Annotated in this window: 23 protein-coding genes, 1 tRNA gene and 1 pseudogene; 13 read left to right on the forward strand and 12 right to left on the reverse strand. The window is 63.2% G+C overall.

The features are described 5' to 3' along the window. Positions 1 to 2 precede the first annotated feature (2 nt). Complete coding sequence (rutB, locus tag ACVWYO_RS02245) at positions 3 to 734, reverse strand: pyrimidine utilization protein B (protein WP_457348581.1); 732 nt, start codon at positions 732 to 734, stop codon at positions 3 to 5. A 132-nt stretch (positions 735 to 866) separates the two neighbouring features. Between rutB and ACVWYO_RS02250 the strand changes: the two genes are divergently transcribed. From ACVWYO_RS02250 to mtnA, 5 genes are all read left to right on the forward strand, one after another. Continuing rightward, a tRNA-Gly gene (locus tag ACVWYO_RS02250) sits at positions 867 to 940 on the forward strand. Between the two features lie 11 nt (positions 941 to 951). Further along, entirely contained in the window at positions 952 to 1,566 is a 615-nt protein-coding gene (locus ACVWYO_RS02255; RefSeq protein ID WP_457348582.1) for a methylthioribulose 1-phosphate dehydratase, read from the forward strand. Then, positions 1,563 to 2,105, forward strand: coding sequence for a 1,2-dihydroxy-3-keto-5-methylthiopentene dioxygenase (locus ACVWYO_RS02260; protein ID WP_457348583.1), 543 nt, complete (start codon positions 1,563 to 1,565; stop codon positions 2,103 to 2,105). The genes ACVWYO_RS02255 and ACVWYO_RS02260 overlap by 4 nt, the downstream gene beginning before the upstream one ends. Then, positions 2,102 to 2,776, forward strand: coding sequence for an acireductone synthase (gene mtnC, locus ACVWYO_RS02265; RefSeq protein ID WP_457348584.1), 675 nt, complete (start codon positions 2,102 to 2,104; stop codon positions 2,774 to 2,776). Before ACVWYO_RS02260 ends, mtnC begins: the two co-directional genes overlap by 4 nt. Before the next feature lie 98 nt (positions 2,777 to 2,874). Beyond that, positions 2,875 to 3,906, forward strand: a complete 1,032-nt coding sequence (gene mtnA / locus ACVWYO_RS02270) for an S-methyl-5-thioribose-1-phosphate isomerase (protein ID WP_457348585.1) — start codon at positions 2,875 to 2,877, stop codon at positions 3,904 to 3,906. A gap of 52 nt (positions 3,907 to 3,958) precedes the next feature. Here mtnA and ACVWYO_RS02275 read toward each other — a convergent pair whose 3' ends face one another. The 11 genes from ACVWYO_RS02275 to ACVWYO_RS02325 all read right to left on the reverse strand — a co-directional run bounded on the left by ACVWYO_RS02275 (position 3,959) and on the right by ACVWYO_RS02325 (position 9,848). Next, the gene (locus ACVWYO_RS02275) at positions 3,959 to 5,101 is read right to left on the reverse strand and encodes an aminotransferase (RefSeq protein WP_457348586.1); all 1,143 of its coding nucleotides are present in this window, start codon (positions 5,099 to 5,101) and stop codon (positions 3,959 to 3,961) included. Positions 5,102 to 5,281: 180 nt separating this feature from the next. Further along, a complete protein-coding gene (locus ACVWYO_RS02280) occupies positions 5,282 to 5,434 on the reverse strand; it encodes a helix-turn-helix transcriptional regulator (protein ID WP_457348587.1) in 153 nt (50 codons plus the stop codon). Further along, positions 5,431 to 5,907: a hypothetical protein gene (locus tag ACVWYO_RS02285; protein WP_457348588.1), complete on the reverse strand. Its 477-nt coding sequence runs from the start codon at positions 5,905 to 5,907 to the stop codon at positions 5,431 to 5,433. Before ACVWYO_RS02285 ends, ACVWYO_RS02280 begins: the two co-directional genes overlap by 4 nt. After that, positions 5,907 to 6,176: a hypothetical protein gene (locus tag ACVWYO_RS02290; protein WP_457348589.1), complete on the reverse strand. Its 270-nt coding sequence runs from the start codon at positions 6,174 to 6,176 to the stop codon at positions 5,907 to 5,909. The genes ACVWYO_RS02285 and ACVWYO_RS02290 overlap by 1 nt, the downstream gene beginning before the upstream one ends. A 201-nt stretch (positions 6,177 to 6,377) precedes the next feature. Then, entirely contained in the window at positions 6,378 to 7,307 is a 930-nt protein-coding gene (locus ACVWYO_RS02295) for a phage antirepressor KilAC domain-containing protein (protein ID WP_457348590.1), read from the reverse strand. Between the two features lie 28 nt (positions 7,308 to 7,335). Then, the gene (locus tag ACVWYO_RS02300) at positions 7,336 to 7,653 is read right to left on the reverse strand and encodes a hypothetical protein (protein ID WP_457348591.1); all 318 of its coding nucleotides are present in this window, start codon (positions 7,651 to 7,653) and stop codon (positions 7,336 to 7,338) included. Positions 7,654 to 7,774: 121 nt separating this feature from the next. Next, positions 7,775 to 8,215: a hypothetical protein gene (locus ACVWYO_RS02305; protein ID WP_457348592.1), complete on the reverse strand. Its 441-nt coding sequence runs from the start codon at positions 8,213 to 8,215 to the stop codon at positions 7,775 to 7,777. 3 nt (positions 8,216 to 8,218) lie between these two features. Continuing rightward, on the reverse strand, positions 8,219 to 8,560 hold the full coding sequence (locus ACVWYO_RS02310) for a hypothetical protein (protein WP_457348593.1): 342 nt from the start codon (positions 8,558 to 8,560) through the stop codon (positions 8,219 to 8,221). Then, positions 8,557 to 8,838 (reverse strand): hypothetical protein, encoded by a 282-nt coding sequence (locus ACVWYO_RS02315; protein ID WP_457348594.1) that lies wholly within the window; start codon positions 8,836 to 8,838, stop codon positions 8,557 to 8,559. The genes ACVWYO_RS02310 and ACVWYO_RS02315 overlap by 4 nt, the downstream gene beginning before the upstream one ends. Then, complete coding sequence (locus ACVWYO_RS02320) at positions 8,835 to 9,053, reverse strand: hypothetical protein (RefSeq protein ID WP_457348595.1); 219 nt, start codon at positions 9,051 to 9,053, stop codon at positions 8,835 to 8,837. The genes ACVWYO_RS02315 and ACVWYO_RS02320 overlap by 4 nt, the downstream gene beginning before the upstream one ends. A gap of 162 nt (positions 9,054 to 9,215) precedes the next feature. Continuing rightward, entirely contained in the window at positions 9,216 to 9,848 is a 633-nt protein-coding gene (locus ACVWYO_RS02325; RefSeq protein ID WP_457348596.1) for a LexA family transcriptional regulator, read from the reverse strand. Positions 9,849 to 10,283: 435 nt separating this feature from the next. Here ACVWYO_RS02325 and ACVWYO_RS02330 point away from each other — a divergent pair, with 435 nt between their 5' ends. The 8 genes and pseudogenes from ACVWYO_RS02330 to ACVWYO_RS02365 all read left to right on the forward strand — a co-directional run bounded on the left by ACVWYO_RS02330 (position 10,284) and on the right by ACVWYO_RS02365 (position 16,686). Continuing rightward, positions 10,284 to 11,213 carry a CHC2 zinc finger domain-containing protein gene (locus ACVWYO_RS02330; protein ID WP_457348597.1) on the forward strand — a complete coding sequence of 310 codons (930 nt, stop codon included), beginning with the start codon at positions 10,284 to 10,286 and terminating at the stop codon, positions 11,211 to 11,213. 38 nt (positions 11,214 to 11,251) lie between these two features. Continuing rightward, positions 11,252 to 12,736 (forward strand): annotated as a pseudogene (locus tag ACVWYO_RS02335) (YfjI family protein). 766 nt (positions 12,737 to 13,502) lie between these two features. Further along, positions 13,503 to 13,796, forward strand: coding sequence for a hypothetical protein (locus ACVWYO_RS02340; RefSeq protein ID WP_457348598.1), 294 nt, complete (start codon positions 13,503 to 13,505; stop codon positions 13,794 to 13,796). Beyond that, on the forward strand, positions 13,783 to 14,169 hold the full coding sequence (locus ACVWYO_RS02345) for a hypothetical protein (RefSeq protein WP_457348599.1): 387 nt from the start codon (positions 13,783 to 13,785) through the stop codon (positions 14,167 to 14,169). Before ACVWYO_RS02340 ends, ACVWYO_RS02345 begins: the two co-directional genes overlap by 14 nt. Next, positions 14,166 to 14,480 carry a hypothetical protein gene (locus ACVWYO_RS02350; protein WP_457348600.1) on the forward strand — a complete coding sequence of 105 codons (315 nt, stop codon included), beginning with the start codon at positions 14,166 to 14,168 and terminating at the stop codon, positions 14,478 to 14,480. Before ACVWYO_RS02345 ends, ACVWYO_RS02350 begins: the two co-directional genes overlap by 4 nt. After that, entirely contained in the window at positions 14,473 to 15,123 is a 651-nt protein-coding gene (locus ACVWYO_RS02355; RefSeq protein WP_457348601.1) for a transcription termination/antitermination NusG family protein, read from the forward strand. Before ACVWYO_RS02350 ends, ACVWYO_RS02355 begins: the two co-directional genes overlap by 8 nt. Before the next feature lie 109 nt (positions 15,124 to 15,232). After that, positions 15,233 to 15,481: a hypothetical protein gene (locus ACVWYO_RS02360; protein WP_457348602.1), complete on the forward strand. Its 249-nt coding sequence runs from the start codon at positions 15,233 to 15,235 to the stop codon at positions 15,479 to 15,481. A gap of 902 nt (positions 15,482 to 16,383) precedes the next feature. Further along, positions 16,384 to 16,686 carry an HNH endonuclease signature motif containing protein gene (locus tag ACVWYO_RS02365; RefSeq protein WP_457348603.1) on the forward strand — a complete coding sequence of 101 codons (303 nt, stop codon included), beginning with the start codon at positions 16,384 to 16,386 and terminating at the stop codon, positions 16,684 to 16,686. Positions 16,687 to 16,773: the final 87 nt, after the last annotated feature.

Genomic DNA, 16,773 nt, shown 5'->3' on the forward strand with positions numbered 1-16,773 from the left:
GTTCACTCCTTGGGGGACTGGCCGAAGCTGCCGCAGAAATCCGCGGTCGTGCTGACCCAGCCAAAAAACTTCTCGACATTGTAGACGGTCGCGTTCTGCATCGCGGGCGGGCCGAGATGATGCGTCGCATCCTCGAGCATCACCCCGAAATATTCGAGGTGGAAGCCGTCGCGCAGCGTGCTTTCGACGCAGACGTTGGTGGCGATCCCGACAAAGACGATGTTGCGGATGCCGCGGGCGCGCAGGACGCTGTCGAGCTGTGAATTGAAGAACGCCGAATAGCGCGTCTTGTGGAGCGAGATATCGCCCGGCTGCGGTTTCAACGCATCGACCAGCGCGTAATCCCACCCGCCGCGCGCGAGCAGCTGGCCCGCGAGCTCAGGCCGCTTGCGCATCGTCTTGAGCGCATTCGACTTGTGGAAATTGGGCGATTGCGGGCCGCCTGCCTCGACATAGTCGGGATCCCAGCCATTCTGCAGATAGATCACCTGCACGCCCGCAGCCCGCGCGGTATCGAGCACGGTGGCAATCTTGCCGATCGTGCCCGCCGCGCCTGCGATGTCGAACCCGGCGAGATCGACATAACCGCCTTCGCTCGCATAGGCGTTCTGCATGTCGATCACGACGACCGCGGTCTGTTCGGGCGCGAGCCGCAACGCCTCGGGCCGCGCCGGGAGCGTCACCGCCGTATCGCCGTCGCCGCCGGGGCAGGTTACGGTCTGGTCGTCGGGCACGCGGCACTCCTTGCGAGGAAGCGCCCGATCCTGTCGCGTTGCACGCACAAGTGCAAGACCCGCATCTTGCGCCGCGCGCAGCACCGCGCTAACCGATGCCCATCGCCGCACACGCGTGCGCGAAGCCGGCGAGCGGGTATAGTACAATGGTAGTACAGCAGCCTTCCAAGCTGAATACACGGGTTCGATTCCCGTTACCCGCTCCAGCCGCTTCCCGATGACCAGCACCAGCTTCGAACAGGCGCGCACCGCGATCGTTGCGGTCGGTCGGTGGCTCGACGCCAAGGGCTGGGCGCCCGCAACGTCGGGCAATTATTCGGCGCGGCTCGACGATGGCAGTTTTGCGGTCACGGTGTCGGGGCGGCACAAGGGGCGACTCGCGCCCGAGGACGTGATGCGCGTCGATGCCGCGGGCGCGTCGCTCGATGGCAAGAAGCCCTCTGCCGAGACGGCGCTGCACCTTTCGCTCTATCACGCCTTTCCCGATATCGGCGCGGTGCTGCACAGCCACTCGCCTGCCGCAGTCGGTCTCAGCCGCGCGGTGGCGGGTGACGGCTATCGGCTCGCGGGGCACGAGATGCTCAAGGCGCTGCCCGGGGTCGCCACGCACGACATCGCGGTCACGCTGCCGATCGTCGAGAACAGCCAGGACATGGCCGTGGTCGAGGCGGCGATCGCGCCGCGGCTGCTGGAAACGCATGCGATTCCCGCCTATCTCATTCGCAGCCATGGTCTTTATGGCTGGGGCCGCGACATGGCCGAGGCCGAGCGGGTAATCGAGGCGATCGAATGGATGATCGCCGCCGAACTCGCCGAAAGGAGCTTTCGATGAGCCGCTTGCAGGTCTTTGCCGAGACCGACGCCACGACGCCGCTGCTCGATACGCGCGACGGCGCCGCGATCGCCGAAGCGCTCGGCGCGGTCGGCGTGCAGTTCGAGCGCTGGCCGCTCAAGGCGCTCGATGCCGACAGCGACATCCTCGCGGTCTATGCCGACGAGGTGGTTCGACTGACAGCGCAGGGCGGCTATCGCTCGATCGACGTCGCCGCGATCGCGCCCGACCATCCCGAGCGCGCCGCGATACGCGACAAATTCCTGTCCGAGCATACGCATGCCGAGGACGAGGTGCGCTTCTTCGTCGCGGGCGAGGGGCTGTTCACGCTCCACCACGACGATCGCATCTTCAACATGCTGTGCAGCGCTGGCGATCTGATCTCGGTGCCCGCGGGCATGCGCCACTGGTTCGACATGGGGGCTTCCCCACGCTTCACCGCGATCCGGCTGTTCGTGAACGCCGATGGCTGGATCGCACAGTTTACCGGCAGCGACATTGCCGAGCGTTTCCCCCGGCTCGAGCCGGCTGTAGCGTGAAGGCGATCCTGACCGATATCGAGGGGACGACGTCGAGCATCGCGTTCGTCGCCGAGGTGCTGTTCCCCTATGCCCGCGCGCGCCTTGCCGAACATGTCGCGGCGCATCCGGCCGAGACCGCGCCGATCCTGGCCGAGGTTGTGGCGAGCGAACCGGGCGATCCTGTAGCGACGCTCACGCGCTGGATCGACGAGGATCGCAAGGTGACTCCGCTCAAGACGCTGCAGGGGATGATCTGGGCGGACGGGTATCGCGCCGGCGCATTCACCGGGCATGTCTATGCCGATGCCGTGGCGGGGCTCGAGCGCTGGCACGCCGCAGGGGTGACGCTCTACGTCTTCTCGTCGGGCTCGGTCGCGGCGCAGAAATTGCTCTTCGGGCACAGCGATGCGGGCGACCTGACACCGCTCTTCTCGGGCTATTTCGATACGACGACCGGGCCAAAGCGCGAGGCAGCGTCCTACACCAGGATCGCGGCTGCAATCGGTGTCGAGCCAAGCGCGGTGCTGTTCCTGTCGGATACGCTGCAGGAGGTCGCCGCGGCGCGTGCGGCGGGGATGGACGCGCTGCTGATCGATCGTGCTAGCGACGGCGGGGATATTGCGAGCTTCGACGAGGTGAGCGCAGTGCGTTCCCCACTCCCTTCCCCGGCGAAGGTCGGGGCCCAGTAGCGGACGGCTGAACGGCGAGCGCTGCGCTTCGTTTGCAAAACCTTCGCTTCTGGGCCCCGGCCTTCGCCGGGGAGGGGCAACAGAATTAGGAACGCGCGATGAAACTCGATGGCACGCATCAACGCTCGATCACGCGCACCGCCGATGGCGCGGGCGCGCGCATCCTCGACCAGCGTGAGCTTCCCTGGGTGGTAAAGTGGGTCGAACTGCGCAGCGCGCACGCGGCCGAGGTCGCGATCCGCGAGATGTGGACGCGCGGCGCGCCGCTGATCGGCGCGACCGCAGCCTATGGCCTCGCCATGGCGCTTGCCGAGGACGGATCGGACGCCGCGCTTGATGCCGCCTACGCGCAGTTGCTCGAATCGCGTCCGACCGCGGTCAACCTCAAATGGGCGCTCGACCGGGTCGCCGCGGCGGTCCGCCCCCTCCCCGCCGCCGACCGCGCCGCCGCCGCCTTCGTGCGCGCCGATGCGATCTGCGACGAGGACGTCGCGCTCAACCAGGCGATCGGCGCGCATGGCCTTGCGCTGTTCCGCACCCTCCACGCGAAGCATCCCGATCGCCCGCTCAACATCCTGACGCACTGCAACGCCGGCTGGCTGGCGACGGTCGATTACGGCACCGCGACCGCGCCGATCTATCTCGCGCACGACGCCGGTATTCCCATCCACGTCTGGGTCGACGAGACGCGCCCGCGCAATCAGGGCGCTTTGCTCACCGCTTTCGAGCTCGCCGGCCACGGCGTGCCGCACACCGTGATCGCCGACAATGCCGGCGGTCATCTGATGATGACCGGCCAGGTCGACGCGGTGATCGTCGGCACCGACCGCGTCACCGCCAATGGCGACGTCTGCAACAAGATCGGCACCTATCTCAAGGCGCTCGCCGCCAAGGATAACGCCGTGCCGTTCTACGTCGCTTTGCCCTACACCACCTTCGATGCTGCGACCGCGACCGGCGCCGACGTGCCGATCGAGGAACGCTCGGGCGACGAAGTGACATACGTGGCGGGCGAAGGCGGCCGGATCCGCGTCACCGCGTCAGGCGCGGCGAACCCGGCGTTCGACGTGACGCCGGCGCGGCTGGTGACGGCGTATGTGACCGAGCGCGGCGTGCGCGATTCGGTCTGACACGCGCGAGATCGGGCAGGCCGACGTTCCGCGGGCGTACGGTGGCCCCGCGCTACGGCCGCTTGGCCATCCGCTCCAGCGCGGCGTCCAGCGTCGCATCCTGCTTGGCGAAGCACAGCCGCACGACGCTCGTCACCGGATCCGCCGCATAGAAAGCCGAGACCGGAATCGTCGCGACGCCGGCTTCCTCGAGCAGCCAGTTTGCGAAGGTGACGTCGTCCATCGCGACCCCCGAGGCGGCGAGGTCGATCGACAGGAAATAGGTCGCGGCACTCGGCAGCACGACATAACCGAGCGCCCCCAGCCCGTCTGCCAGCCGATCGCGCGACCGCTGATAGCCCGCCCGCATCGCCTCGAAATAGGCGATGTCCTTGCCCAGCCCATAGGCGGCAGCCGCCTGAAGGTTGGGCGGCGTGGTGAAGGTCAGGAATTGGTGCGCCTTGGCCAGCACGGAGGAAATGGCGGGCGCCGCGCACATCCAACCGACCTTCCACCCGGTCAGCGAGAAGATCTTGCCGGCCGAACCGATCTTGACGGTCCGTTCCCGCATCCCCGGCAGCGCCATCAGCGACTGGTGCCGCGCGCCGTCGAACACGACATGCTCCCACACCTCGTCGCAGATCGCGATCGCGTCGTGCGCGATGCAGAAATCGGCGATCAGCGCGAGCTCGTCCGCGCCGATCATCGTGCCGGTCGGGTTGAGCGGCGAGTTGAGGAGCACCAGCCGCGTACGATCGCTCGCCACCGCGGCAAGCGCCGCGGCGGTGATGCGCCACTCGGGCGGCTCGAGCCGCACCAGCCGGGCGACGCCGCCTGCGCGCTGCACCAGCGGCAGATAGGCGTCGTAGAGCGGCTGGAACATCACGACTAGGTCGCCTGGCGTCACCAGCGCGAAGATCGCCGCGGCCAGCGCCTCGGTCGCGCCCGAGGTGACGATCACTTCGCTCGCCTCGAGATCAAGCCCCTGATGCACGCGATAATGCTCGGCGACCGCCTGGCGCAGCGCCGGCGTGCCCGCCATCGGCGGATACTGATTCGAGTCTTCGAGCAGGGCGCGCGCCGCTTCGGCAAGCACGTCCTCGGGCCCACGGCCGTCGGGAAACCCCTGGCCGAGATTGATCGCGCCCGTCGCCCGCGCGCGCGCCGACATCGCCTCGAAGATCGTGGTGCCGAGCCCGGCAAAAAGGGGGTTCATCGCCGGATTGCCCCGCGGAAAAAGTTGGTGGACAGGGTATCCACCGAATTGATGGACATAAACGGCAGTTTTCTGCGGGGTTCGGCGATGGCGTATTTTACGATACCCCCTCGCCTACCCCGAATTATTTTTCGTCTCCCGGACGGGTTGGTTCTCAATCCACTCCAGGACTTCGCATTCCTACCAAGCGACGACCCCGCCGCCAAGGTTTTTGGACAGCGGAAAGGTGCCTGCATCCATGCGATCATAGATCGTAGAGCGGCCAAGCGGCACCAGCTCGAGCACCTCTTTAAGGCGGATCAGGCGCGCTGAGCGCTTGGCGGTGGCGCTCACTGGCGGGTCGCTTTCGGGCGAAATATGACAATCTCGCCGCCAAGCGGCACCGTCCTAATCGCCAACCCATATTTCGCCTGCCATCGGAGCGCGAGAACCTCCGCCTCCGAGAGCGTCATGCGCCGATCGACCTCCCGGTAATCATCGTATGAGCCGTCGCTTCGCTCGATCGACACGGACCAAATCCACAGAGGTGCGCAGGGTTTTCCGTTGGAGGACCAACCGTCGCCAGTCGTTTCTAAAATGAGGATCGTCCCCTCGACGGGCCGCCAGCCCGTAGCTTTCGGCTGCGGGTCTGGCAGCGGTGCCCACAACGTTGGCGCACGCGTCTCCCCATTGTCGTCAACCCAGCCAGAATCAGACCAAGTCATTGCAAGCCACGGCACGTATTGCCTTTCCCCAAGATCGGGGTCGTATCCGAGTATCCACCCGTCACCGATCGGTGCGGTTTCGATAGGCTGCGCCTTGGTCATCAGAAAGCCGGACGAAATTCGTCCGCCTCCACCGGCTTGAGCTTCACGCGCGCCACCTCTTGGATCATCACGAAGGTCGATTCGGGGAACAGGCCGAGCAGGCGCTTGGCCTCGGTCTCAGCGCTGTCGAAGGTCGGGTGGCGAAAGCGCGGTGGCTTCGTCCGTTCCTTGGCGGCGCCGCCGCGGACGAGGGCCGATCCTTTCTTGCGGAACAGGAGATAGCTGCCGTTGAACGGCTTCGTCTCGGGTTTCATGGCGGTGTCGGTCATTTTGTGCTCCTGGTAAGTGGGATGCCGGATCGGCTGGTGCCGTCACGTTCGCGCCATAGATCCGCCGTGATCTTGCGGGCGGTATCAACGATTGTCTGGTCGAGGGCATTGCCCCTTTGTGGCTCGCACTGCGCGAGGATCTCGACGAATAGGCACGCGCGAGCCGCGGCGGCTGACACACGTGCGTCGCGGCTTTTCTCATCAGCTTCCATTGGGGGGTGGCAGATCAGGCTGGCGCCGCGCCGCAGTCCAGAGCGTGTGCAGCTTGGCAAGCCCCTTGCCAGTGATAAGCGCAGTGACCGCACGCTGAAGCCCTCTTTCGGGATGATCCCAATTGCTGATCTTCACGTCGAGGTATCCAGAGTTGATTTTGTCCTGATACGGCTCGTTCGTCCGCGTCAGCCAAGCGATCTCGCGCAGCCACTGGCAGAAGCGGTTGCGGCCGGTGTCGAAGATCTTGGCCCCCTGGCCCAGCGTTACCGAGTCAGGCGCGGTGGCGACCTGCTCCGCGAACGCGACCTTGGGGGCGTCAGCCCGCCGTTCCGCGATGAGCTGCTGCTCGCGCTCGGTTTTGTCAGCAAGTGCACGAAGCGCTGAAGGAAAGTCGTGAGGAAGGGCTTCAGGTAGCCGGCTCGCCTCGAGTTCCTGCCAGCGATCAACCAAGTGCGCGGTGAACTCGGGCGACAGCTGAGCGACGATCACATAGCTGTCGCGCTTGCCGATCAGGTAAACGCGCGTAAGCCGGGTTCGGCCAAGCGCATCGGATTCAGGCTCATCCCCCATTGGGGGTTGGACGATCGTCCCACGCTCGACCAGCCGCTCTATCGACTGCTTCACCTTGTCGTGGCGCGATCCAACCAGGTCAGCGATTTCGCGGCTCGACATCCTCGGCGGCGCGGCAGCGGCAATCACGAGATGCTGTCCGCCGAATGTGACTACGCCGCTCAATAGATCAGTCATATGCGTGGCTCCCATAGCTTGCCGTCCGCTCCGCAGGCGTACCCGCCGATGCGAGAGATCGAGCAGCTTTCCAGCTTTTGATGCGTGCCGCCCGAGACTGGATCGAGCGCCACCGGCGACGAGGCGTGGTTGCCGCAAGCTGGCCGATCGAGGAACCGGCTCCGCTTCCAACGACAGTCGCGGCAGAGGCGAAGTCCCGTCATGCGCTCCGCCTTTCGAACGCAACGACCGTGTCGGTGGCGATCGGCGCGAACGGTATCCGCTCGCCGCCGCCACCGCCGGAAGCGTCGCCCTCTTTCCAGCACGAGCAGAACCTCGAGGCGTGCACGACGGGGAAAACCGCCTCGATCCACTGCCCAACGACCTTTACGGTTTCGGGCGGGTTGAGATGGCAAGTGCCGAGGCTATTGTTCGGGAAGCCGTTCCGCGCGGCGCCCGCGATCTGCGCGCCGCCCTGCTCCCACCAGATGCAGGTTTCGCAGCTCGCCTTGCCACCTTCGTCGGTAACGATGCTCATGACGGCATCGCCACGTATGCGACGGCGAACAGCGCCCAAATCGCCGGCGCGATCCAGAATGTGGCGAGCGCGCCGCCGACTGTTAGGTTCGTGCCCATGAACGGGCGTCCGAGCAGCGCCCTCACTTGACCAGACCCAGGTCGACGGCGATGGGACGCAACGCACCCGCCCCGTTTTCGAAATGCCAGCGCAGCAGCTGCGCAGTACCGTATCGGACGTCCCGCAGGACCTGCATTTCGTCGTCTTCGAGGTTCAGCTTGGCACCGCGGGAGAAATGGCCCTCCAATAGCCGGTCCAAGTCGTCGACGAGCACCAGCAGGGCTGCCGCCTGATCGGCGTGGCTACTCTTGGGGCCAGCCGACCGCGCCCGGTCTCGCGCGCCGCTGTAGAGCGCACACGCGCGCTGATAATCCTCATCATTCAGCCACGGCTCTGGCGCGTTCGGCTCGTCCAAATCGTGGTCGGTGGCGCGGCACCGCTCGTTGGCAAGAAAGCCCTCGAGGAACACGGCCGCGATCGGCGACAGCGGCACGACGGGGTACGTAGTGTGAGCGAAGAGCATGGCTCAGGCCTCCTTCGCGTCGGCAATGCCGACGGCTTTACGGTTGGCTGGGGGCGCGCGGCCGGCGCGGACCGCGAGAAACGCGTCTTGCGTTGCGCCGATGTCGGCTTCGAGTTCGGTGAATTTCTCCACTGCGAGAATGAAGATCATCCAGATGTCAGTCAGATCGCGGTCCGCAGCGCCTGTGCCGGCTATCCGCTCGATTGCCTCGTTTAAGCTTTGCGTATTGTTGGAGAACAGCGTGCGCAGGCGCTCTGCCGAGCAGCCGATATCATCGAGGGCGCAGAACACGTCGTTGCAGATAGGGCTTGGCCGCTCGATCGTCGGCATTCGCTCGGCGCTCACGACTTATGCTCCTGCATGAGCATCGCGAGTGCGATCAGACTGCCAATGCCCTGAAGGGCGGACGATACAAAAGCCTTGTTCAACTGCGGCAATTCCGCATCTATTCCGCGGTTCTCCGCCGTTGCGCTGTCATTGAACGCAGTACCGATCACTTTCAGGAGGCCATGCGCTTCAGTGAGCAGGGTTTCCGTCGTGCCGGTGGCGGTCATGAACGGATTGTACCCGTCGATCTGGAACCCGTTGAGCGACCGCTGGACGGGCGTGAAATCGCCGTTCACGAGCGCACCGCCTTCGGCGTGCGACCGACGAAGAACAGGAACGTGACGCCGAAGCCTTCGAACGAAATGACAGAAGCGGGACCTTCCGCCTCGCCGTTCCACGCTTCGATAAAGCTGTTGTGCTGGATATCGATGCCGGGTTCGATCTCTCTCCAAAAATGGCGGATCGTCTGGGCAATACTTCTCCGTTCGCGCAGTGACGCGCGGTTTTGCATTAGCGACCACAGGTCACCTCCCAAGCTGAGTGGACAGCTGGGCTGAGGCGACATGGTTAACGGCGCATCAGATCAGCTGATGCACCAAGAATTAGCGCCTACGCACAAAACGCGCAAGCCTTAATTTGCGTGTACGCAAATCTGGATACGCAAATAAATTTGCTAGAGCGCTCGTGCGAACCAAGATGGACGTCCGATAATGTGGATTTCCCCTTCGTCGACCTCGTAATCGTTGTACCTGGTATTGGCCGAGAAAATGCGGAGGAACCCACGCTTCCGAGGAACCCGCTCAACCAATTTGACGACGTATGCGTCACCATCGTGGAGGCAGAACGGACCGGGCTGTGAAGGGTCGCGATCACGCTTATCGATCAGGATCTGATCGCCGTGAAAGAAGTCATCTTCCATCGAATCACCGCGGACGTCGATCAAAAGAAAATCATCCGGCCGACCCCGCAAGCGTTCTTCGATTAGCTGTCGAGGCAAGAGCGCCCGACCCGGTTCCCCTTCACCCGTGCCACCGCCGCCCATGCCTGCATAGGACGGAAGGACCTCGACCTCGATGTATTCCGAAGGTCCCGAGTCTACGATATCGTCCAACTCACCAAAAAAGCCGGGAAACCGCGCTTGCAGCTTCTCGACTGTGGGCACCGATAGCCGGCTTTGCCCCTTGACGACCCGGGTGAGGGTCGAGGCTGCGATCCCCGCCTTGACGGCAATGTCGCTGGGGGAAAGGCCAGTTGCTCTGGCCAAAGCGTCGATCAGTTGCGCGTCGCGCAGTTGGGCGTTTGTCATGACAGTCAATTAGCGTCCGCGCTAATTTCTGGCAATCGGCCCCTGATCGCCGCTTGAGAGAACGAAGCGAGAAACGTGTCTCAAATTAGCGCACACGCTTTACAATTTGCGTCTGCGCAAATAGTAACATGCGAATGAGCACAACCGCAATCGAGAGCCCTGTCGAGACCTTGATGCGCCGCGCGCAAGAGGCTGGCGTCCAAATGGTAGACATCTGCAAACGGTCCGGGGTCGCCCAATCGACGCCGTCACGCTGGAATAGCGGAGAGTTCGAACCAAAGATGAAGACGATCCGCCGTATGGACGCGGCCCTTACCGAAATTGTCAGCGAACGGACCGCCCACCTCTCGGCGGAGGGTTAAATCCATGTCGGGGGCGCGCCGGTCATCCGGTGGCGAACGCGGGTCATTCGATCCGGTCGCCTTTCGTCGTGCGATGGACGAACTCAAAGCCAGCGTGCCGATATCGGCCGTGGTTGGGCGAGCGACACCGCTCAAGCGAGCTGGTCGCGAATGGAAGGGCCTGTGCCCGTTCCATAGCGAGAAGTCGCCGAGTTTTACCGTAATTGACGCTCTTGAGTTCGCCCATTGCTTCGGCTGTGGATGGCACGGCGACATCATCAAGTTTGTCATGGACCGCGAGAACTGCGGGTTTCGCGAAGCTTACCAGCGGCTCGCCAATGATGATCTTCCGACATGGACGCCCGTTGAGCGCGCCAAAGCCCAGGCTGAAGAGCGGCTCGAGCGCTTGGCGTTCGAGCAGGACGCCCGTAAATTTTGGAAGGAAGGCTCGCCGATCGCTGGCACGCCGGCCGAGACGTATCTGCGCGCGCGCGGCATCACGATCGCGGCGCCCGACTGCTTCCGCTTCGGCATGATCCCGTCGTGGCGGAACAAGGACACAGGGGAATGGGGACGTAAGCGCCCTTCCCTCCTCTGCGGCGCGGTCGACGGCACGGGCTCGGTGGTCGGCATCCAACGTATCTTTTTCCCCAGCGACGATCCGAGCCGCGGCAAGGCCGACTGCAAGCTAAGCCTGGGCACGATCAAAGGATCTGCCCTTCAACTCGCGCCGGCCGAGGACACGGTCATATTATGCGAAGGGCCGGAAGACGGGCTGTCGGTAGCCCAGGAAGGCCCCGGCCTGCCGGTCTGGGTGCCGTTCGGCACGAGCATGATGCCGGCGGTCGAGTTCCCGCCGATCGTCAGGCGCGTGATAATCGCCGGGCAGAACAACACGCCTGGCCGGATCGCAGCGAACAAGGCGGCGATCGTCTTGGCCGAGCGCGGCCTGCTGCCGTCGTTCGCATGGCCTGGGAACCAGTACGACGACTGGAACGACCAGCTGCGCGGCGGTGGCCAATGAGCGGTATGTTCGACGAAAGTTTCGAAGCGGCCGAAGCGATGGCTCCGCAGCCGCTCGACATTAAAACTGCCGTGGTCGACGCCGTCGAGTATCCCCTCGAAGCGCTGCCTCCGATACTCGCTGAAGCGATTCGAGGAATCGTTGAGATCGCTCAGGTTCCAGTTTCGCTGGCGGCCCAGTCGGTGTTGTCGGCGATCGCGTTGGTGGCGCAGGGCTTTATCAACGTGACAACAATCACCGGGAGGTCGGCGCCCGTCTCACTCTTCTTCTTCACGGTGGCCTCATCCGGCGACCGCAAGTCTACATCCGACCTGCTCGCGCTCCAGCCTGTGAAAGATCGGGAGGAACTGCTCGGCGTCGCGTACGAAGGCGCGAAGCACAGGCACACGATCGAAGATGCGGCCTTCAAGGCAGCTACTGCAAAAGCAAAGTCGAAATCTGGCAGTCGCGCTGATATCAGCGCTGCGCTCGAGGCGGTCGGCAAGCCGCCGCTAGCGCCAGTGCAGCCGCTCCTGACCTGCGATGAACCGACGGCGCCAGGCCTGCAGAGGTTATTTGCCGAGGCCATGCCAGCGCTCGGGCTGTTTTCCGATGAAGGCGCAACCTTCCTCGGAGGCTGGTCGATGCAGGAGGAAAACCAAGCCGCCACCGGTGGCATGCTCTCCAAACTGTGGGACGGATCTCCTATAAAGCGCATCCGCTCAGACAAAGAAAATGCGGTGCAAATTCTCTACGGGCGTCGTCTCAGTGTCCATTTAATGGTGCAGCCGGATATCGCCAATTCCTTGTTGGGCAACAAAGCCGTTCGAAATCAAGGACTGCTAAGCCGAATATTGGTCGCTTCGCCTCGAAGTCTCAAAGGCACAAGGTTCTGGAAATAACCTAGCCCGGAGGCGCACGAGAACCTTCGGAAGTATCAGGAGCGTCTCGGGCGACTGCTCACGATGGACTTCGCTTATCGGGACGAGAACAGCCGTGCGCTTAATCTCGATCTGGTGCCGCTGCAGCCTGAGGCACGCGCCCGGCTCATTCAGTTCAGCGATCATTGCGAGAAGTCCCTGGCGCCAAGCGGTATTTATAGCGAAATCTCGGATTTCGCATCGAAGATGACCGAAAACGCGACCCGCATGGCTGCCGTCATCTCCTACTTCACCGGCAGCGTGAACTTAGTTTCAGAGGGTCTTAGCCTCCGAGCAGCTAATGCCGGCATCGCCCTAATCGAGTTCTACGCCGGCGAAGCAGCGCGGCTCTATGGCACCCCGGCCTTGGACGATGATTCCAACAACGCTGTAATCTTGATCGAATGGATACGGAAGCGCGAGCTAAAGGCCGTTGGCCTCCAGTATCTCAACAATCGCGGCCCTTCGCAAACGCGCAGCGCGCCACGGCTGAAGCGTGCCGTAGAGATGCTGGTCGAGCACCACCACCTCGTGGAGATCAAGGGCGGAGCAACGCTTGACCTCGGCGGAGCCCGCAAGTTCTACACCGACGCGTACACCGTTGTGCCGGTCGATCCCGCATGACCCAGCCCGATCTTTTCAGCGGAGGCTTCGCCTGGGGTAACGAGCCTGTCGCATCTGTCGCGACAGCATTTGCGCCAGATGGTGCAACAGCAAGAAGCTCAGATTTCCGCGCCTCTCATGCTTCTTTACACGGCCCTATCGCAGCTATCGCAACTGTCGCAGAAAGCCTGGCAACTCCGGACGTCACGGCCCTGTCGCAAAATCCTATCGCACGCGTTGCGACAGCGGCTGCGACAGGAAATAACGTGGATTTGTGCGCGTCACAGCCTGTTTTCCCGCCGCCTGTCGCAACTGTCGCAACTGTCGCAAATTGGCTTGAGGGCATCGAGAGAATGCGACGTGCGGAAAATCCCCCGATGTTGGCACACGGCCGCTGGAAAACGGTGGTTCAGGACGCGGTCGCGTTCGTACAGTTGTGGGGCGCCGACGCCATCGACGCGGGCTGGAGTACGCTTGACGCCTTCGGGACGAACCCAGAACCCCAGCAACGGCGCGTAGACCGTTTGGGCCTCGTTGTGTTGCTGGACGGAAGGCCGATCCGGTCCTTGGATGCGGACAGCGCAGCGATCGCCGGCCGCCCAAATACGACCAAGTTCTGGCGGTCCCTACGGACCGGAGGAGCTGTCGCTTTGTGGGACTTGCTTCCTACGCGTAGCGGGTCAGCCGAGGGGGTGGGGGTAGGGAAGCGCGCTTACGCGCTACCCCTAACCACCCTGCCCTGTCAACGGCATTCAGAAAACGCGCGAGAGCAAAAAAGGGAAAACCAATGATTGATTCGCCGACATGCGACACCTGCCACTGGTGGCACCTTCTTGATCCGGTCGGGGAAGGCGTCGAGGCCGATGGCGGCTACAACGTCAGCGACGTCGGCACAGGCCGGTGTCGGCGATATCCGCCAAAGCTACGTCGCGGACCCAATTTAGAGACAGACTCGAGCGATGCCGCGGGCGCGGCGATCTGGCCGATCACGTGGGACGAAGACTGGTGCGGCGAGCATCGGCCGGTCACCGTGGCGGCTTTACCCACTTCAACCAACGGAGGAACCAATGACCCAATTTGAAAGCGACGTGCCGCTTGAGCACGCAATGCTCGTCTGGAACCGCTGGGAAAATTACGGCGGGGCGATGATCGTTCGGCACCCTGACGTAAAGAACCTCGGACATGCATATGCGCGTTCAACCGGCGCATGCTTCGCGAACTCAGGACATCCGCGGGAAGGCGATGATCGTGATTGGCCCCGCATGTCCACCGATGCGCGGATGAAGGTGCTGCTGGCTGGCGCGTGGCAGGCCGTCGTCAGAGACGGCGTGTCGACGATCGATATGCACAACGCTCTTCAGGTTATTCCCGAGTTCCGGGTGCTCATGACGACCGACATGCTGAGCGCGGAATACCGCGAGAGCGATGGCGATGATGAAGGGGAGGATGCATGAACGACATCCCGCTCGAACACGCCCAGATCCTGTGGAGCGACGGGCCCGACGCATTCGCGGTGGTCGTTGATTACCGCGCGCCCGCCGATCGCTTCCGCCACCTCGACAACAGCCGCGGCGCCGGTGGCGACGGGTGGTCGCAGCTCACGACAGCGGAACGCCTGGCGCTGCTGATGTCGGTCGTTTGGAGCGCCATCATTCGCGACGCCGCCCCGGCCGATGCCATGCACCGCGCGCTCGTGCAGATCCCGGAATACCGGGCTTGGGTAGATTTCGACGTTCCCGGCGTCGTGGGGAGTGAGAATGCGTAGCGACGATCGCTTTCATCTGCGTGGCCTTTGGGTCATTCTACGCACCTCGGGCGGCCGCACATTGGCTCTGGTGGATTCATTGCGCGAGGTCGGCTTCGACGTTTGGACACCTATTGAGGAACGGTCTCGCCTAGCGGCACGCAACCGCGAGCTGGTGGAACAGGTCGTGGCGATCCTACCCGGGTACGTGTTCGCTCGCTATGACAGGCTGGATGATCTGTTGAACCTCTCGCGATCACCCACGCTCAACTATCAGGTATGGGACGCGGAGAAGCGCAAGATGGTGACGAGGGGCCACCCGCACTTCTCGGTGTTCCAAATGCATGGGCGCGTGAGACCACAGTCAGACCTAAGCCTTGTCCCCTTGCGCGCCCTAGAGGCGGCTCTCCAGAAAGTCGCTGACCGCCGCCGTGAAAGGGCAGGCCAAAAGGGATCGCCGCCGATATTCGCGGCAGGTCAGATCGTTCGTGTTGGGGAGGGCAGCTTCGGCGGTCTCGAACTTACCGTGGCAGAGACGAACAATGGCAAGGACGTGAAGCTGACACATCCGGACTGGACCTGGCCGATCGAAATTTCTGCTTGGAAACTCGCGGACATCCAAGTAGAAGCTCAGCCGTCAGGTCCCGCCGCATCTGCGGCTTAGGCATAGTGGGTGTTCAAGCGTCTTTGGACCATGCCCCGCCGATCCAACCAAGAAGCTTGCTTCTGGGGGGACAGCGCAAGCTTTGCCCCTCGATAGCCCAAGGTTGAGTATGGTAGAGACGATAGCTGCATCCTCGCAATTCGTTGACGCCGCTATCGGCTGCATGTGGAGAGATGCCGACATTGATTACATCTTGGGCCATCCAGATTGGTTCACGATGTTCAATGTCGAAGCGCCACAACTCGGCGGGAAAATACTGGAGAATGTTCTGAACATTGATCTGTCGGAGAACGCCAGCTTGCGTAATCAGGTCTTCGATTCATGGCGACGGTGGAACGCTAACCAGCTCGATGATTGATGTGCGGGAGCACAGAACCAACGCCCCGCCTACAGCGCCCGGGGGAGGGGTCACCGCAAGCAGGACGGCTACGCGAACGTAGCGAGTTCACAACATTGCGGCATAGCCTTCGTTCCGAGCGTACCGCTTGACGTAGGTTAACGTGGCGCACATCTTTTAACTAGGTGATCGAGTCGCGCTGTCGGGGGATTGCGTCGACTCTCACCGACCAGCCTGAGGCGCATGTCTGTCAGACCGTTCGAACATTCCCTCCGCCCATTGGGGAAGCTGGACAGCTAGGCGGAGGGAACGCAACACGCGGGCGGACCCTGCCCACTGAGTAACGTCTGACAGCCGCCCGTTAAGATTCGATGACCGAGGTCACGCGGGTGCTAAAATCTGCGAGCGACCCTATGTGGATCGCGGCTTTCGAAAGTCTAAAGTTTGGGTTCCGACATGAGCGGCAGGGCGGAAATTGCATGCCGAATATGCACGTTACCTCGTGCGGTGCTGCATGATCTGAGCCGTGGATGACGGTGTAGATGCCGGAGCATGGAACCGTCGCACCCGGTTTAAACCTGAGACGGAAAAGGTTCATTTAGCAGACCCTCTAGAGGTGAAACTACAAACCCCTCTCGACTATCCAACGATTCCGATCGCTGTGATCCACATTTTGTGCGCTATCTCGGCTAGGCCGTACCCGGTTTCCCTCTCCGAGTGAAGCGAACCTGCGGAGGTAGCATTGGCCCAGCCGTCTCCGCTCTACGTTCAAATCGAGCGCTTGGCGAGCGACTTGCACTCGCTGTCCTTCGACCTTCAAGAGGCATCACGCTCGATCGCGCACTCGGAGCGCAAGACAGCCGAGGGTGAGCGCATCGCTGCTGCCTTGCATGCTGCAGCCGATCAGGTGCGGAGGCTGTTCCGTGGCTGAACGCCTCCGCGGTCGTGCCGGCCAGGCGCAACGCAAGCGCCGCCTGGAAGCGGAGCCGCTGTGCCGCATCTGCTCCGAGCGCAGCCTCGTCACTGCGGCCACCGTGCCTGATCATATCACGCCACTCGCCCTTGGCGGCAGCGACGACGACACCAATATCCGCTGCCTCTGCCAGCCATGCCATGACGAGGTGACCGCCGAGCAGTTCGGTCGAACGCGCGGTAAGGGCCTCGGAGGCTGCGATGCAAGCGGCCGACCGACTGATCCTGCCCACCCGTGGAACCGTCGCATCTGACATCCCTGGCCGCGCTGCCTGCCGCCGGGGGGGCGGGTCGAAAGTCCAGGCCGAAGGGGGTTGGACACCGCTTGACCCTCGAACGTC

Source organism: Sphingomonas sp. UYP23, from assembly GCF_054059235.1.

Bases quoted from the DNA above. Each gene is read 5' to 3' on its own strand.
- ACVWYO_RS02275 (WP_457348586.1), bottom strand. From the start codon at position 5,101: ATGAACCCCCTTTTTGCCGGGCTCGGCACCACGATCTTCGAGGCGATG.
- ACVWYO_RS02340 (WP_457348598.1), top strand. From the start codon at position 13,503: ATGATTGATTCGCCGACATGCGACACCTGCCACTGGTGGCACCTTCTT.
- ACVWYO_RS02345 (WP_457348599.1), top strand. From the start codon at position 13,783: ATGACCCAATTTGAAAGCGACGTGCCGCTTGAGCACGCAATGCTCGTC.
- ACVWYO_RS02260 (WP_457348583.1), top strand. From the start codon at position 1,563: ATGAGCCGCTTGCAGGTCTTTGCCGAGACCGACGCCACGACGCCGCTG.
- ACVWYO_RS02350 (WP_457348600.1), top strand. From the start codon at position 14,166: ATGAACGACATCCCGCTCGAACACGCCCAGATCCTGTGGAGCGACGGG.
- ACVWYO_RS02320 (WP_457348595.1), bottom strand. From the start codon at position 9,053: ATGCAAAACCGCGCGTCACTGCGCGAACGGAGAAGTATTGCCCAGACG.
- ACVWYO_RS02305 (WP_457348592.1), bottom strand. From the start codon at position 8,215: ATGCTCTTCGCTCACACTACGTACCCCGTCGTGCCGCTGTCGCCGATC.
- ACVWYO_RS02355 (WP_457348601.1), top strand. From the start codon at position 14,473: ATGCGTAGCGACGATCGCTTTCATCTGCGTGGCCTTTGGGTCATTCTA.
- ACVWYO_RS02330 (WP_457348597.1), top strand. From the start codon at position 10,284: ATGGACGAACTCAAAGCCAGCGTGCCGATATCGGCCGTGGTTGGGCGA.
- ACVWYO_RS02325 (WP_457348596.1), bottom strand. From the start codon at position 9,848: ATGACAAACGCCCAACTGCGCGACGCGCAACTGATCGACGCTTTGGCC.
- mtnA (WP_457348585.1), top strand. From the start codon at position 2,875: ATGAAACTCGATGGCACGCATCAACGCTCGATCACGCGCACCGCCGAT.
- ACVWYO_RS02290 (WP_457348589.1), bottom strand. From the start codon at position 6,176: ATGACCGACACCGCCATGAAACCCGAGACGAAGCCGTTCAACGGCAGC.
- ACVWYO_RS02360 (WP_457348602.1), top strand. From the start codon at position 15,233: ATGGTAGAGACGATAGCTGCATCCTCGCAATTCGTTGACGCCGCTATC.
- ACVWYO_RS02285 (WP_457348588.1), bottom strand. From the start codon at position 5,907: ATGACCAAGGCGCAGCCTATCGAAACCGCACCGATCGGTGACGGGTGG.
- ACVWYO_RS02300 (WP_457348591.1), bottom strand. From the start codon at position 7,653: ATGAGCATCGTTACCGACGAAGGTGGCAAGGCGAGCTGCGAAACCTGC.
- ACVWYO_RS02255 (WP_457348582.1), top strand. From the start codon at position 952: ATGACCAGCACCAGCTTCGAACAGGCGCGCACCGCGATCGTTGCGGTC.